Source organism: Arthrobacter sp. GQ119 (genome assembly GCF_059759125.1).
In genome coordinates, this window is the sequence record NZ_JCAXEA010000001.1 from 129,876 (window position 1) to 144,841 (window position 14,966).

Consider the following 14,966-nt stretch of genomic DNA (forward strand, 5'->3'; position numbering starts at 1 on the left):
CGCATGACGCGAAAACCGCACCGCAATGGCCGTGGGCTCTTCCTCGGCGCGATCCTTGGGGCCGTGGCCGGCTTCTTTGTCGGCCGGGCGGCCGGCAACGCAGCGGTGGGCATCATGCTGGGCGCCGTGGTGGGTTCGGCGCTGCTATACCGGGTCAATCCGGGGCCCTGGAACCGCGGTTGAAAAACAGTGGACCGCGGTTGAAGACAGGGAACCGCGCGGTTGAAGACAGCGGACCGCGGTTGAAGACAGCGGACCGCGGCCCGGACAGCGGCATCTGTTCCGCAGGGCCCGCCGAGAGTTAAAGTTGTTACGTGCCCCACTGGCAGGATCATCCTCCACTTCCGGCCACGTGGCAGCGGTGCGACACCGGCATACTGCCGTTGTGGTGGGACCGGCTGTGCACCCAGACCAGTGCGCAGTCGGCAGCTCTCTATGCCGCCGGACTCTTCACGGAAGACCGCCGGCGCCCCATAGCCCAGTGGTACAACCCGGCGTCCAGCGCAGCCCTCCTGGTGGCCCCGGAGACCTCTCCGGAATGGCCTGTGCAGCGGTTCGGCATCTTCTACGCCCCGCCCGACGGCGGCTTCACCCGCGTACACTCCTCACCCCATGAGTGGCATCCGCGCCAGCCCCGCACGCCTCCCACCGAAAGCGAGGCCTTCGCGGGCGCCGTCGCTGAAGCCGAGCGGTTCCTCCAGGTGGAGATGGACTTCGTCTGAGGCGGACCGTCGCCCTGCAGAACGCTCTGGCAGGCCGTTTCCCCGAGACAAAACCAGACACAAAACCAGACACAAAAAAGGTCCCGCAGCCGGCTGTAAGACGGCTGCGGGACCTGTGCGCTCCTCCTGCTGGACTTGAACCAGCAACCCTTCGATTAACAGTCGAATGCTCTGCCAATTGAGCTAAGGAGGAATGAAGCAGGTATGACATTAGCAAAGGTTTTGCCGGTATGGGAAATCGACGGCGGCAGGGGCAGGAAATACCCCGCCTGGGTATAAAAAAGTCCCCGTTCCGGGGGCCGGAACGGGGACTGTGCGCTCCTCCTGCTGGACTTGAACCAGCAACCCTTCGATTAACAGTCGAATGCTCTGCCAATTGAGCTAAGGAGGAATGAAGCGGATATAAGCCTAGCAAACACCCCGGCGGGAAACGAAATCGGGCATGCGCGGTCCTGCTGAAGAACGCCGTCAGCCGTCCGACGCGTCAGCCATAGGAACCGTCAGCTATCCGAACGCAGCGAGCGGCGTTCCATTTCGAGCATCATCAGTTCGCGGTTGAGCCGCTGGAACTCCTCCGGGTGGGCTGCCGCGTCCAGACGCTGCAACTGCCCCATCTTGTCTGCCTTCACGCGCGTGATCTGCAGTTCGAAAAGCCTGGCCAGGATATCCCTGCAGTATTTCTGCACGGCCTCGGCGGTGTGTGCCGGCAAGGGAACCACCGCGAGTTCCGAAACAAGCGGCTGCAGCGGTTCGGGCACCTCCTGGCGCAGCTTCTCGACCCACATCACGGGGTCAGCGGCATAGGCCAGCCCGGTGGCGCGGATTGCATCATGGATGGCCTGGTAGGCGGGGGTGGCGAACTGCACCGCGGTGAACCGTTCCCAGATGCCGCCGCCCAGCATCCCCGGCTCCTGCAATGCCACTTCCAGCGCTTGCCGCTCCATGGACGCCACCGGATCGCGGGGATCAGGGCGGTTATAGGACGGCATAACGCCCGACGCCGGCAGCGGGGCAACGCCGGGAGCAGAGTTCTGCGGGCCCTGGGCGCCCCGCTTGGCAGCAGCAGCCACCGCACGGCCTACCTCCTCAACGGGCATGCCCAGCCAGCCTGCGAGCTCGCGGGCGTAGCCGGGCCGGATGCCGGCGTCCTTGATCTGTGCCACCACGGGCGCCGACTCTCGCAAGGCTGCGATGCGGCCTTCCACGGTATCCAGGTTGTGCTTCCTCAGCGCCGCCCGGATAGCAAACTCGAACAGCGGACGCCGGGTGCTGATCAGCTCCCGGACAGCCGCATCCCCCCTCGTCTGCCGCAGGTCGCAGGGGTCCGCGCCGGTGGGCTCCACGGCGACGTAGGTCTGGGCCACGAAGCGCTGGTCTTCCTCGAACGCCCGCAGCGCGGCCTTCTGGCCGGCGGCATCGCCGTCGAAGGTGAAGATGACCTCTCCCCCGGTGCCGTCGTCGGACAGCAGCCGGCGGGCGATCTTGATGTGGTCGGCGCCGAACGCGGTGCCGCAGGTGGCCACCGCCGTCGGGATTCCCGCCAGGTGGCAGGCCATGACGTCCGTATAGCCCTCCACGACCACCAGCTGGCGGTCCTTGGCGATGTTCCGCTTGGCCAGGTCGATGCCGTACAGCACCTGGGACTTCTTGTAGAGGGTGGTTTCCGGAGTGTTGAGGTACTTCGGACCCTGGTCGTCCTCGTAGAGCTTGCGTGCGCCGAATCCGATGGTGTCGCCGGCGATGTCGCGGATGGGCCAGATCAGGCGGCCCCGGAAGCGGTCGTAGATGCCCCGGTTGCCTTCGGAAAACATCCCGGTGAGCTTCAGCTCCGCGTCGGTAAAACCGCGGCCGCGCAGGTGCTTGAGCAGGGCATCCCAGCCCTGGGGCGCGTATCCGACGCCGAAATGGTCGGCGGCTGCCCGGTCAAAACCCCGCAGCTGCAGGAACCGGCGGCCTTCGGTGGCACCGGGCGTCAGCAGCTGGGCGCGGAAAAACTCGTCGGCAATCTTGTGGGCGTCCAGGAGCCGCTGGCGCTTGCCCACTTCCTCACGGTTGGGGCCCGTGCCGCCGTCCTCGTAGCGGAGTTCGTACCCGATCCGCGCCGCCAGCTTTTCCACGGCTTCGTGGAACGAGGTGTGGTCCAGCTTCTGCACGAAGGAGATGACGTCGCCGTCTTCGCCGCAGCCGAAGCAGTGGTAGCGGCCCACCTGCGGCCGGACGGTGAACGACGGCGAGCGCTCGTCGTGAAAGGGGCACAGGCCTTTGAAGGAACCCAGACCCGCGCCCTTGAGCGTGACGTAGCTGTCAACGACTTCCTTGATGTCCGTGCGCTGGCGGACTTCATCGATGTCTTCGCGTTTGATCAGGCCGGCCACGGAGCCATCCTAATGGCGCGCACCGACAGGAACGCGCCGCTTGTGGCCCGCATCACCACAGGGACGGCAGGCTTCCGACGAGCCGCTCGTACATGGCCAGGGCCGAGCCGTCGGTCAGCGATGCCACCTGGTCGATGACCACCCGCAGCCGGGCGCCGTCGTCGGCCGCATCACGCCAGTCGGCCGCGAACATCGGTTCGAGGTGGCGGTCCCCGGAGGCGTTCAGCGACGTGACCAGGGCATGCAGGACTTCGCGCTGCCGCTCGTAGATGGGCTGCCGGTGGTCGGTGGTCATCACGAAGGTGGTGGCCAGGCCCTTCATCACGGCAATCTCCATGATGGTCTCATCCGGGACCATGAGCTCCGCGTTGTAGCGGGTCAGCTTTTCCGGCCCGTAAACGGCCCGGGTGGTTTCCAGCGCGCTCTGGCAGAACCTGCCGATCAGCTGGCTGGTCATGTTCTTCAGGGCGGCCATCGACTTGCGGCTGCCGTCCGCCTCGCGGACCCACACGTCCGTCGCTTCGAGCCGGGCCAGGGCGGCGTCAATGGCAGCGGGGTCGTTGTGCGGCAGGTACCACTGCTTGGCGTAGCCCACCACCCGGGCACGGTGGTCAGGGTTGTCCATCCAGCGCAGCTGGAAATGGCCGGCCACGATGGCGTCCTCGACGTCGTGCACGGAATAGGAAATATCGTCCGCCAGGTCCATGACCTGGGCTTCGAGGCAGGACCGCCGCGCGGGCGCTCCCTGGCGGATCCAGTTGAAGATGGGCAGGTCGTCCTCGTAGGCGCCGAACTTGCTGGTCCGCTGCCCGTGGATCACCGGGGCGTCCAAGGCGGACCACGGGTATTTCGCCGCGGCATCGAGGCTCGCCCGGGTCAGGTTCAGCCCGGCGGGACGGCCTTCGGGATCCAGCACCTTCGGCTCGAGCCGGGTCAACAGCCGCAGCGTCTGCGCGTTGCCTTCGAAGCCGCCGATCGCGTGCGCCATCTCGTTCAGGGCGGACTCGCCGTTGTGGCCGAAGGGCGGGTGCCCGAGATCGTGGCTGAGGCAGGCGGTGTCCACCACATCAGGGTCGCAGCCCAGGGCACGCCCGAGTTCGCGCCCCACCTGTGCCACCTCGAGGCTGTGCGTCAGCCGGGTGCGGACAAAGTCGTCCGTATCCGGCGCCACCACCTGGGTCTTGGCGCCGAGCCGGCGGAGCGCCGAGGAGTGCAGTACCCGGGCACGATCGCGCTCGAAGTCGGAGCGGTAGGTGCTTTTGGGCGGTTCCTCCACCCAGCGGGCGGAGTCCTGGGGTCCGTAGCCCGGCAGGGTGTGGGGCGTGGTGCGGGGCTCTGCCAGCCTGCTTTCACCCACCGGACACGTCCAGTTCCGCGGCGGAAATGTCCCGGGTCTGGTCCGCGTTCAGCTGCCGGCTGAGCAGCCAGTCCTTGGGCAGGGCCGGCTTCTTGGGCGAGCCTGCGCGGCCGCGGGGACCTTCGGAATCCGTGCCCGGGTACGGCAGGTCCATGTCCAGTTGCTCCAGCAGTTCGCGGAGCACCTCAAGGGTGGGCACGGTGGCCAGTTTGGCGCGCAGTTCCCCGCCCACCACGTAGCCCTTGAAGTACCAGGCCATGTGCTTGCGGATTTCGCGCAGGGCCTTGTATTCGTCGTTGCCGAAGGTCTCGACCATGAGCTCGGCATGGCGGTAGACGCCTTCGGCGACCTGGCGCAGGCCAGGCCGGTGGCGGTGGTCGCTTCCTTCGAAGGCGGCCTGCAGGTCGCCGAAAAGCCAGGGCCGTCCCTGGCAGCCGCGGCCCACCACCACGCCGTCCACGCCGGTTTCACGGACCATGCGCACCGCATCCTCCGCGGACCAGATGTCGCCGTTGCCGAGGACAGGGATGTCCGGGAGTGCCTCGCGGAGGCGGGCGATCGCTGACCAGTCCGCCTGGCCGGAGTAGAACTGCGCAGCCGTGCGGCCGTGGAGCGCGACGGCGGCGACGCCGGCATCCCGGGCGATCCGCCCGGCGTCGAGGTACGTCAGGTGGTCATCATCGATGCCCTTGCGCATCTTGATGGTGAGCGGGATGCCGCCCTTCGAGGCCTCTTTCACCGCAGTCTGCACAATCGCGGTGAAGAGGTCGATCTTCCATGGCAGGGCAGAGCCGCCGCCGCGCCGGGTGACCTTGGGCACCGGGCAGCCGAAGTTGAGATCGATGTGGTCGGCACGGTCTTCCTCCACCAGCATGCGGACAGCCTGTCCCACCGTGACCGGGTCCACGCCGTACAGCTGGACGGACCGGACCTTTTCGTCCTCGTCGTGGGAGATGATGCGCAGCGACTCCGGGGTGCGTTCCACGAGGGCGCGGGAAGTGACCATCTCCGCCACATACATGCCGCCGCCGTATTCACGGCAGAGCCTGCGGAAGGCGGTGTTGGTGATACCGGCCATGGGCGCCAGCACCACCGGGGTGTCCACGGTGATGGGGCCGAGCTTCAGCGGCGGAAGCTCCAGCTTGGGGGCAGGAGGCGTTGCTACAGCAGTCACCCGTCCATTGTCTCAAAGCCGGGCAAATCGGGCATGACGGCCCGCAGGCCGGGTTCAACCAGGCGGGTTCAGCCAGGCGGGTTCAGCCAGGCGGGTTCACTCGCGCTCGGCGGCGCGGCGGCCGCGCCGGGTGCCGGCTTGCAGGCCGGCGGAAGGACCGGCCGGTGACCGGCCTGCGGGCCGTTCCGCCGCCGTCGTCCGTTCCACGGCGACGGCGGCCGCCGCCGCCAGCGCGCCGGTGTCCTCGACGTCGTCGGGCGTTATGGCGGTCTGGCGGCCGGCGCGGATCCCGGTGGCCTTCACCACGAGGACCGCGATCAGCGTAGTGACGGGGATCGCCAGCACCAGGCCGATGGAGCCGACCAGGGTGCGGATGACTTCCTCGGACAGTTCGGCGCTGGTGAGCGCCTCCCCCAGCGGACGGTCGTAGAGCATCACGATGATGAGAATCGGCAGCGCGGCGCCGGCGTACGCGAAGGCAATCGTGTACACGGTCGAGGCGATGTGGTCCCGGCCGATCCTCATGGCGGACGTGAACAGCTTGCGGGCGCTCGTGGCCGGCGCCAGTTCGTACAGTTCCCACACCGCTGAGGACTGCGTGATGGTGACGTCGTTGAGAACGCCCAGCCCCGAGATGATGAGGCCGCACAGGATGATGCCCGAGATGGAGATGTTGCCTGAAATGTTTGCGAGCGTGGCAGCGTCGTGGCTTCCCACTCCGGCGAGGTTGGCGGCGTCAGTTGCCCAGGCTGCCAGCAGTGCGGTGATGCCCAGGCCGAACATCGTGCCGAGCAGTGCCGTGGAGGTCCGGGCCGAGAAGCCGTGGGCGAAGTACAGCACCCCGATCATGATCACCGTGGAACCCACCAAAGCCAGCAGCAGCGGCGGCTTTCCCTCCACAAGGCCGGGCAGCATGAAGCTCACCAGCACGAAATAGGCGCCGACAAGGCCGATCAGGGCGCGCAGCCCCCGCCAGCGCGCCACAGCCACCACGACGAGGGCGTACAGGACCGCCAACAGAATGATGGGCATGGTCCGGACGAAGTCCACGAAGATGTATGCCGGACCATTGGCGGCGGGGGCGTTCGGGCCCGCCGCCGCAGCACCCTGCGCGTTGGTGAGGTTGAGGTAGCGGATGTTGTCCCCCACGTCCACGCCATGGGATTTGGCGATATCCGGGTTGATCACCACTTTGACGGGGTTGCCGCCCTTGTCCGGCTCGGTGAAGGCGAAGGTGCACTGTGATCCGCCGTCGGACTGCCCGCCCGGCTGAGTTCCGGGGGTCCCCTGCTGCGGCGCCTGGCTGGCCGCCGCCGTACAGCTCTCGGTGACCACTCGCTGGATCTTGCCCGTGTCGAATGTCACGCCGGGTGCGGCGTTGTATGGGTTCGCCAGTGTGAGGCCTTCTCTGCTGCCCGAGGGCCAGAGCGCCGCCATGGCGGCCAACGTCAGGAGGGTCAGCGGAATCAGCACGGCAGCCAGGATCCGGTTGGCCTTCCGCCGGGCAGCCATCGCTTGGGGTGTTGGCTCCGAATGACCCGTATGACCGTGGGAGTGACCGGCGCCCATCAGCAGCAAAACCTCATGCTTGAACTCTACGGCGGTCACCTTAATGTTGATAATGGACGACAGGAAGTCGGAGGAACCGGAGTGAGCTACCGCAGGACTGCCAAACCTGAAGCGTCAGGAGCCGCGCAGAAAGCCATGCTGACCGTCCTGGCGCCGGCAGGCGTGACGCGCGGTGTGGCCCTGGTCCTCCACGGCGGCCGGTCACACTCGTTCGAACCCGTCCAGGCCCGCCATCTCAGCCCCGCCCGGATGGTGCCCTTCGCGCGGCACCTTCACCGGGTAGGCAAAAAGCACGGCCTGGAAGTCTGGATCCTGCGGAACCGGGTCCGCGGCTGGAACGGCGAGGAAATGTCCCCACTGAAGGACGCCCGGTGGGCCCTGTCCAAGATCCGCGAGCAGCATCCCGGCGTGCCGGTATACCTGCTGGGGCACTCCATGGGTGGCCTCACCGCCATCTGCGCGGCCGATGATCCGCAGGTGGACGCCGTGGTAGCACTTGCCCCGTGGCTCGACAATGCAACACCGGCCACCCCTCTCACGGGACGGAAGGTCCTGATCGTGCACGGCGACCAGGACCGCTGGACAAGCCCGACGGCGTCCCTGCGGTTTGCGCGGCGGGCGGCGCCTGCCGCCGAGGTGCTGCAGTACGTGTCGCTCAGGGGTACCGGCCACTTCATGTTCCGGCGTGTGCGCCTGTGGCACACCCTGGCCACCGGGTTCCTGCTGAAGGCCTTCGCCGAACGGGCCGGAATCCCCGATGGCCGCGCTGTCCGGGCTGCGGTTGTCTTTGACCGGCTGGTTCCGCCCGCCCCCGGAACGATGCCGGCCGTGCTGTGACCCCCTTCCCCCTGGACCGCTTCCTGGCCGGCCTGCCGTGGACGGCGCTCGGCGTCCTCGTCGTCCTCGCGGTGACTTTTTCAGTGGCGGTGGCCCAGCGCAGGCATTCGGTGATGGATGTGGCGTGGGGTCCGGGTTTCGTTGCCGTGGCAGCCGTGTCCTTCGGGCTGTCGTCCGGTGCCGGGGACGATGGGCGGCGTCTGTTGCTGCTGGCGCTGACGGGGATCTGGGGTCTGCGGCTCGGCCTGCACATCGGCTGGCGGGCCGCAGGCGGACACGAGGATCCCCGGTACACCGCCATGCTGGACGGCGCACCCGGATCCCGAAACACCTATGCCCTCCGCCGCGTTTATCTGCCGCAGGGCCTCGTGATGTTCTTTGTTTCGCTGACTGTCCAGGTGGGCATGTTCGCCGCCGGCCCCCCTGGGGTGGCTCGCCCTCGCCGGAACCCTGTTGTGGATCACCGGCTTCGTGTTCGAAACCGTGGGCGACTGGCAGCTTGCGGAGTTCAAAAGAGACCCCTCCCGGAAGGGAGGGGTCCTGGACACCGGGCTGTGGCGCTACACCCGGCATCCGAACTACTTCGGCGACGCCTGCGTGTGGGCGGGACTTTTCCTGGTGGCCGCCGACTCCTGGCCGGGCGCCCTCACGGCCCTCTCCCCTGCGCTGATGATCTGGACGCTGGCGGGCAAGACCGGCAAGCCGCTGACGGAGAAGGCCATGTCCGGACGCCCGGGCTACCGTGAATATGTGGAGTCCACGAGCGGGTTCATCCCTTGGCCACCGCGGAACGCGCCGCACCCGCGGAACGGGGCCTAGCCGTGGCGCGGGGCCTAGCCGTGGCGCGGGGTTCAGCGGCGCGGGGTTCAGTGGCCCATGTGGATGCGGAAACGGCAGCCCTCCGGCAGGCGCTGCAATCCGGAATCGACGCGTGCATGGCCAGCTTCCCGCTGGTTCCCGAACCGGGAAGCTGGTGGATGCCGGCAGACCAGGGCGGGGGCGCAATGTCCGAGGCGGAGCGCCAGAGGCTGGACGCCGAGGACCTGGCGAGGGGCCGCCGCCGGGGACCGGACCTGTCCGGTCCCCGGTGGGAGAGCTAGCTGAGTACGGGCGCTAGCCGAGTACGGGAGCCACCATTCAGCTGACGGGGATTGTCCGCCAGCTAGTCCGAGACGACGAACGTCTCGGCACCTTGGCGGCGTGCCTTGCCTTCTTCCAGAAGGGGCTCGACGACGGCGCGCAGCGCTGTCATGGAGTCGTCCAGTTCCATGAGAACCGGGTGCTGGTACGCGATCAGGGCCAGGAGGTCACGGACGGCGGCCTGTGCCTCGTCGGCGGCGAGTTCCGGCTCATGGCCAAGGAACACATCGGACGGCTGGCTGTTCTGTCCCTGCTCCGCGCCGGGCTGGGCGTAGCTGATGGCGAATGCCTGCAGCTTGCCCTTTTTCGATGCGGGAACGCCCTGGCCGAAGGCGCTGGCCTTTGGCGCGCGCAGCACGATCGCCCCGTGGGCGCCGCTGAGCTCGTCAAGGAACAGCCGCTGGACTGTGGGAATGCCCAGTTGGCCCGGGCTGTCCCAGTCGTGGACGGACGTGTAGTAGCGGCCCACCACATCGGACAGCTCCACGGAGCCGGTGGCCAGGTCCTCGATGCGTTCCGAGGCCGCTTCCTCGGAGCCGTCGCCGAACACCGGAAGCTTCAGGGCACCGGGTTCCACCACCACGAGCTGCGAGCGCTGGATCGGCGTGAGGCCGGCCGCCTCGGCGAACGCCGCGCCGGGGGTGGCCGGCTCCACCTTGCAGCGCAGCCGGGTGATGCCCGACGGCGACCCTTCGGCTTCGCGGCGCAGCATCATGAGCAGCGTGGAGCCTATGCCGGAGCGGCGATGGTCCCGGGCCACCTCCACATACACCCACAGGCGTTCCGGATGCAGCGTCGCCTCGTGGACCACGCCGGCTGCCACCGGGATCCCGACGCCGTCAACGACGTCCTCGGCCACGATGCAGCGCCGCCATGGTGTGTTGCTGGATGGCGCCAGCGTCCCGCGGAACTGTCCGGCCTGGACGGTTTCCGGATCTCCCCAGATTTGCAGGAGCGTGAGGTCATCGCCCTCGCGCCATTCGCGGTACTCGATCGCCACGGTCAGGCGCCGATCAGCCGTGCGGCCAGGTAGCCCTCCACCTTGTCCAGGGAGACGCGCTCCTGGCTCATGGTGTCGCGCTCACGGATCGTGACAGCCTGGTCATCGAGCGTGTCGAAGTCCACAGTGATGCAGAACGGGGTGCCGATCTCGTCCTGGCGGCGGTAACGGCGGCCGATCGCGCCGGCGTCGTCGAAATCGATGTTCCAGTTCTTGCGGAGCTGCACGCCGAGGTCCTTGGCCTTCGGGGAGAGGTCCTCATTGCGGCTGAGCGGCAGGACTGCGGCCTTGACCGGTGCGAGGCGCGGGTCAAGCTTCAGCACGGTGCGCACGTCCACGCCCCCCTTCGCGTTGGGAGCCTCGTCCTCGGTGTAGGCATCCACCAGGAAGGCCATGAATGAACGTGTCAGGCCGGCGGCGGGCTCGATGACGTAGGGGGTGTAGCGCTCGTTGGTGGCCTGGTTGAAGTAGCTCAGATCGGTGCCGGATGCCTTGGCGTGGGTGGAGAGGTCGAAGTCCGTGCGGTTGGCGATGCCCTCAAGCTCGCCCCACTCGGAGCCCTGGAACCCGAAGCGGTACTCGATGTCCGTGGTGCCCTTGGAGTAGTGGCTGAGCTTGTCCAGCGGGTGCTCGAAGAAGCGGAGGTTCTCCTCGCGGATGCCCAGGCCGGTGTACCAGGCCATGCGTTCCTTCATCCAGTACTGGTGCCATTCCTCGTCCGTGCCGGGCTCGACGAAGAACTCCATTTCCATCTGCTCGAATTCGCGGGTGCGGAAGATGAAGTTTCCGGGCGTGATCTCGTTGCGGAAGGACTTGCCGATCTGGCCGATGCCAAACGGCGGCTTCCTCCGGGACGTGGTAAGGACGTTGTTGAAGTTCACGAAAATGCCCTGGGCGGTTTCCGGGCGCAGGTAGTGCAGGCCTTCCTCGCTGGCAACAGGGCCGAGGAAGGTCTTGAGGAGGCCGGAAAATTCCTGCGGTTCGGTCCATTCACCGCGGGTGCCGCAGTTGGCGCAGGCGATGTCCTTGAGGCCGTTTTCCGCCGGGCGGCCCTTCTTCTCCTCGTATTCCTCCTCGAGGTGGTCGGCACGGTAACGCTTGTGGCAGGAGAGGCACTCCACCAGGGGGTCGGAGAAGACCTCGACGTGGCCGGAGGCTTCCCAGACCTGGCGGGGCAGGATCACCGAGGAGTCCAGGCCCACAACGTCCTCACGGCCGCGCACCATGGACTGCCACCACTGGCGCTTGATGTTCTCCTTCAGCTCCGCACCCAGGGGTCCGTAATCCCAGGCGGAACGCGAACCACCGTAGATCTCGCCGGCCTGGAAAACGAAGCCTCTCCGCTTGGAGAGGGAAATGACCTGGTCGAGGACGGATTTTGGTGCCATGGGAACTCCAATTTCTACAGGGCCGCTGGGTGCGGTCCGCGGTTTCTGGCCCCGAAACCCCGGCTGGTTGCCGGGCGGGGGTATGCGAAGGGGAAAACAGTGCAGGAAGCTGCGTGTCCTAGCCTACCGGGCGCTACCTCCGGAAGGCTCCCCGCGGCCACGGAAGGGTGGCGATCACGATGGCCGCAAGGGTCAGAACAGTGCCGAGGACCGTGGGTACCTCCACAACGCTGCCCGGCGCCGGCACCAGCAGGTCAAGCCCGAGCGAGCCAAGGAGCTGTCCCGCAATCATCCCCAGCCCGGTCACCAGCACACCCAGGCTGCGAACCAGCAGGGCTCCGAGGCCGATGAACACGCAGCCCATGGGGCCGCCGAGGTAGTACCACCACTCGCCCGGCAGCGGGTTGCCCGTACCGGCCACAGCCACCTTGACGAGCCAGGCCACCCACAGCACACACGTGCCGGCCATGAAGTTCACCAGGGTTGCCGCGATCGGGGTGCCGTAGTGCATGGTGGCAGTGCCGTTCATCGCCTGCTGGAAACTCATCAGGAAACCGGCCAGGACGGGAAGCATGACCGGCAGAATGAGCTGGGCGGGGTCGCCTCCTGCGGCGGCCGCTCCGCCGTCGGACGCACCGGAACCTCCACCGAAACGCGGCGACACCGCCCACGCGACGGCTGCAATGGTGAGGATGCAGCCGATGACACGGATGCCGGTCACTGCTTTCTTGCCGCCCGGACCGATGCCCAGCCGGTCCACCAGCAGCCCGCTGACCGTCTGTCCCGTGACAGTGGACACGGTGAACAGCGCAACCCCCAGCAGTCCGATGGTGAACGACTGGGCAAACACGAAGAAGGCGCCGATGCCGCCGGCCAGGACGTAGTAGGGCGGGAAGCGCCGTTCGCGTACGGCGGGAAGGATCCGGGCCAGGCCGGCCCTGCCGCGCGGCAGGATCAGCGAGACGAGAATCATCAGGACCAGGCCGGTGCTGAAGCTGACCACGGCGGCGGCAATGCCGTCTCCGAGGCGGGCGCCGAGCGCGCCGTTGATCCGCCCCTGGGCGGGGATGGCGAGGCCGGCGGCCACGGCCATCGGAAGACCTGCGGCAAGGGGCAGCCGCGGTGCGTGGGTCATTGCGTTTACCTAACGTCAGGCATCATTGCTTGTATGAGCAACCAGGAAATCGAAGACATCCCCATCCGCGACGACATGATCCGCCTCGGTCAGCTCCTGAAGCTCGCGAATCTGGTGGAGGACGGCGTCGAGGCCACCGAACTGATCAAGAACGGCCTGGTCAAGGTCAACGGAGAAATCGACGACAGGCGCGGGCGGCAGCTCCATCACGGGGACACGGTCACGCTCAACAATCGCACCGTCCGGATCAGCGCGCCCGGCGCCTGACCCCGGGGGACGTCGGAACAGTTACCGCGAACGGCTACTTGTTCAGCACTTCGTGCGTCAGGAACTCTGACACATGGCCGATCTCCTGGGCATTGATCCCGTGCCACATTCCGGTGTACAGGACCTTGGTCAGCTTCACGTGGCTGCGGACCCAGCCCATCGTGTATTCGATCTTGTCCTCGGTGATCACCGGATCCTGCTGGTCACGCCCCCAGAAGAACGGCACCGTACCGTCGAGTTCGGCGTCGCGAAACTCGCCGTCGGGTCCGGCATCGACGACAAAACCGGAAAGTCCGACGACGGCGGCAAAGTCAGCGGGACGCTTCCGCAGCAGCGTGGTGGCCATGGCCATGCCCATGGAAAACCCGAGGAGCGTGATGGACGGGTGGCTGGTTTTCACCGTGTCGAGCCAATCGAGGACGTATCCTGCCGCGGACTTCACCGCCTCCAGGGAGTAATCGACGGCGCCGGTCAGCGGGAACCAGGAAAAGCCGGATCCCATGGCGAGGGGCGCACGGACTGAGGCCACTGCAAAGTCGTCCGGGAGCATGTCCGCCAGGCTGAGCAGATCCTGCTCGTTGGCGCCGTAGCCGTGCAGCAGGACGAGCAGGGGCTTGCCGGCCCGAGCTTCCTCAGGCTTGGACCACAGGACAACGGGAGCGGGAAATGAGTCGGCTAAAGTCATGGCTCCATTCTTACAGTTACCCGCCGGCAACTGCCTACGCTGGCGCGGCCGGGCCGGGAAGGGCAGGATGTGAACGTGGACACGGAGGCCGTTGTACGCACCCGACTGGCAAGCCAGCAGCTGCGCGACCCCGCGGCAGCTTCGGCGGAGGATGCACTGAAGAACCTCCTGGCCGTCCAGGCCCAGGAGTTTCCCTATGCCCGCTGGTCGCTTGCCCAGCGAACCGCCGGTGCAACCGCGAACGACGTCGAGCAGGCAGTCGCTCACGGACGGATCCTCCGGACGCACATCCTGCGGCCCACCTGGCATTTTGTACACCGCGATGATCTGCCGTGGCTTCGGGCGCTGTCCGCCCCGCGCCTGCACCAGGCCAATGCCGGAATGTACCGCCGGGCCGGTATTGACCCGGCAGCAGCGGCCCGCAGCGGAGCGGCATTGGCAGCCGCCGTGGCGGGCGGCCGGCAACTGACGCGCGAACAGGTGGCGGCCGAACTCGAGCGCGCCGGCTTCGTTGCCAAGGGACTTGTCCTGGCCTACCTGATAATGCACGCAGAAATCAGTGGCGTGCTCGTCAGCGGAGCGCCGGTGCGGAGTGCCTCTGGCGCGGTCCCGCAGACGTACGCGTCCTTCGCTGAACGGGTTGGCCCGGACGCGGCCGGGGAGCTGCCGAGGGAACAGGCCCTCGCTGCCTTGGCGGTGCGGTATTTCCGGAGCCGCGGGCCTGCCACCGTCAAGGACTGCGCAGACTGGTCCGGGATGACCATGGCCGACATCCGCCTGGGCGTAGCCCTTGCCCTGGAGGACGATCCCGCGGCGCTCGAGCAAGCGGTGATTGACGGCGTCGTTTTCTACCTCGACCCTGGAGCCGAAACTTCTGGAGCCGTAACCCCGGGCCATGGCAGCGCGGAACACTCCGGTTCCGCCCCGCGCATCGATCTGGTCCAGTGTTATGACGAATACATCATGGGGTACTCCGTCTCCCGCGGATACCTCGGCGGGACCGCGCCTGCCTTCCCTGTGAACGACGCCCCCATCCATGTTGTACTGCTGGACGGTCGCATGGCCGGCGCCTGGCGGCACAGCTTTGTGCGGCCTGGGACACCCGGCCAGCGTTGCCACCTCGACATCCGGATGAGTGGCCCCCTTGGCCCGGCGGAAGGCCTCACCGCGGGAGCCCTGGCGGACGGAGCCCTGGCGGACGGAGCCTTGGCCGGCGCGTTGGACCGCGCGTTGGACCGCGCCGTGGCAGAGTATGAAGCGTTTCTGGGGATGCCGACAACGCGCTGACCGGCACACCCAGGGCTTCGGGGACTAAGC

The 14,966-nt window shown here is 67.3% G+C and carries 15 protein-coding genes, 2 tRNA genes and 1 pseudogene; 8 read left to right on the forward strand and 10 right to left on the reverse strand.

Features of this window, described 5'->3' with window-relative positions:
- Nucleotides 1-3 precede the first annotated feature (3 nt).
- Together AC6CH3_RS00650 and AC6CH3_RS00655 are read left to right on the forward strand one after the other, a co-directional pair.
- The gene (locus tag AC6CH3_RS00650) at nucleotides 4-183 is read left to right on the forward strand and encodes a hypothetical protein (RefSeq protein ID WP_494034076.1); all 180 of its coding nucleotides are present in this window, start codon (nucleotides 4-6) and stop codon (nucleotides 181-183) included.
- A 131-nt stretch (nucleotides 184-314) separates the two neighbouring features.
- Nucleotides 315-722, forward strand: a complete 408-nt coding sequence (locus AC6CH3_RS00655; protein WP_498130608.1) for a hypothetical protein — start codon at nucleotides 315-317, stop codon at nucleotides 720-722.
- 120 nt (nucleotides 723-842) lie between these two features.
- Here the strand turns inward: AC6CH3_RS00655 and AC6CH3_RS00660 are convergent.
- The 6 genes from AC6CH3_RS00660 to AC6CH3_RS00685 all read right to left on the reverse strand — a co-directional run bounded on the left by AC6CH3_RS00660 (nucleotide 843) and on the right by AC6CH3_RS00685 (nucleotide 7,197).
- Nucleotides 843-915: transfer RNA gene (locus AC6CH3_RS00660), tRNA-Asn, on the reverse strand.
- A 125-nt stretch (nucleotides 916-1,040) separates the two neighbouring features.
- A tRNA-Asn gene (locus AC6CH3_RS00665) sits at nucleotides 1,041-1,113 on the reverse strand.
- Between the two features lie 109 nt (nucleotides 1,114-1,222).
- Nucleotides 1,223-3,097 (reverse strand): DNA primase, encoded by a 1,875-nt coding sequence (dnaG, locus tag AC6CH3_RS00670; protein WP_498130609.1) that lies wholly within the window; start codon nucleotides 3,095-3,097, stop codon nucleotides 1,223-1,225.
- A 52-nt stretch (nucleotides 3,098-3,149) separates the two neighbouring features.
- A complete protein-coding gene (locus tag AC6CH3_RS00675) occupies nucleotides 3,150-4,454 on the reverse strand; it encodes a deoxyguanosinetriphosphate triphosphohydrolase (RefSeq protein ID WP_498130610.1) in 1,305 nt (434 codons plus the stop codon).
- On the reverse strand, nucleotides 4,447-5,628 hold the full coding sequence (gene dusB, locus AC6CH3_RS00680; RefSeq protein ID WP_498130611.1) for a tRNA dihydrouridine synthase DusB: 1,182 nt from the start codon (nucleotides 5,626-5,628) through the stop codon (nucleotides 4,447-4,449). Before dusB ends, AC6CH3_RS00675 begins: the two co-directional genes overlap by 8 nt.
- Before the next feature lie 96 nt (nucleotides 5,629-5,724).
- Nucleotides 5,725-7,197 (reverse strand): YibE/F family protein, encoded by a 1,473-nt coding sequence (locus tag AC6CH3_RS00685; protein ID WP_498130821.1) that lies wholly within the window; start codon nucleotides 7,195-7,197, stop codon nucleotides 5,725-5,727.
- Nucleotides 7,198-7,332: 135 nt separating this feature from the next.
- Here AC6CH3_RS00685 and AC6CH3_RS00690 point away from each other — a divergent pair, with 135 nt between their 5' ends.
- From AC6CH3_RS00690 to AC6CH3_RS00705, 4 genes and pseudogenes are all read left to right on the forward strand, one after another.
- The gene (locus tag AC6CH3_RS00690) at nucleotides 7,333-8,034 is read left to right on the forward strand and encodes an alpha/beta hydrolase (RefSeq protein WP_498130822.1); all 702 of its coding nucleotides are present in this window, start codon (nucleotides 7,333-7,335) and stop codon (nucleotides 8,032-8,034) included.
- Between the two features lie 113 nt (nucleotides 8,035-8,147).
- A pseudogene (locus tag AC6CH3_RS00695) lies at nucleotides 8,148-8,384 on the forward strand (DUF1295 domain-containing protein); the annotation flags it as partial.
- A 103-nt stretch (nucleotides 8,385-8,487) separates the two neighbouring features.
- Nucleotides 8,488-8,853 (forward strand): DUF1295 domain-containing protein, encoded by a 366-nt coding sequence (locus AC6CH3_RS00700; RefSeq protein ID WP_498130612.1) that lies wholly within the window; start codon nucleotides 8,488-8,490, stop codon nucleotides 8,851-8,853.
- 59 nt (nucleotides 8,854-8,912) lie between these two features.
- Entirely contained in the window at nucleotides 8,913-9,134 is a 222-nt protein-coding gene (locus AC6CH3_RS00705; protein ID WP_498130613.1) for a hypothetical protein, read from the forward strand.
- A gap of 62 nt (nucleotides 9,135-9,196) precedes the next feature.
- Here the strand turns inward: AC6CH3_RS00705 and AC6CH3_RS00710 are convergent, their stop codons facing one another.
- From AC6CH3_RS00710 to AC6CH3_RS00720, 3 genes are all read right to left on the reverse strand, one after another.
- The gene (locus AC6CH3_RS00710) at nucleotides 9,197-10,174 is read right to left on the reverse strand and encodes a GNAT family N-acetyltransferase (protein ID WP_498130614.1); all 978 of its coding nucleotides are present in this window, start codon (nucleotides 10,172-10,174) and stop codon (nucleotides 9,197-9,199) included.
- Between the two features lie 2 nt (nucleotides 10,175-10,176).
- The gene (locus tag AC6CH3_RS00715) at nucleotides 10,177-11,562 is read right to left on the reverse strand and encodes a glycine--tRNA ligase (protein WP_498130615.1); all 1,386 of its coding nucleotides are present in this window, start codon (nucleotides 11,560-11,562) and stop codon (nucleotides 10,177-10,179) included.
- Nucleotides 11,563-11,695: 133 nt separating this feature from the next.
- Nucleotides 11,696-12,697, reverse strand: coding sequence for a DMT family transporter (locus tag AC6CH3_RS00720; protein WP_498130616.1), 1,002 nt, complete (start codon nucleotides 12,695-12,697; stop codon nucleotides 11,696-11,698).
- 33 nt (nucleotides 12,698-12,730) lie between these two features.
- Here AC6CH3_RS00720 and AC6CH3_RS00725 point away from each other — a divergent pair, with 33 nt between their 5' ends.
- Nucleotides 12,731-12,964 (forward strand): RNA-binding S4 domain-containing protein, encoded by a 234-nt coding sequence (locus tag AC6CH3_RS00725; protein WP_205654439.1) that lies wholly within the window; start codon nucleotides 12,731-12,733, stop codon nucleotides 12,962-12,964.
- A 34-nt stretch (nucleotides 12,965-12,998) separates the two neighbouring features.
- On the opposite strand, the gene AC6CH3_RS00730 is transcribed toward AC6CH3_RS00725, so the two are convergent.
- A complete protein-coding gene (locus tag AC6CH3_RS00730; protein WP_498130617.1) occupies nucleotides 12,999-13,649 on the reverse strand; it encodes an alpha/beta hydrolase in 651 nt (216 codons plus the stop codon).
- 75 nt (nucleotides 13,650-13,724) lie between these two features.
- Here AC6CH3_RS00730 and AC6CH3_RS00735 point away from each other — a divergent pair, with 75 nt between their 5' ends.
- Nucleotides 13,725-14,936 carry a winged helix DNA-binding domain-containing protein gene (locus tag AC6CH3_RS00735; RefSeq protein WP_498130618.1) on the forward strand — a complete coding sequence of 404 codons (1,212 nt, stop codon included), beginning with the start codon at nucleotides 13,725-13,727 and terminating at the stop codon, nucleotides 14,934-14,936.
- Nucleotides 14,937-14,966 lie beyond the last annotated feature (30 nt).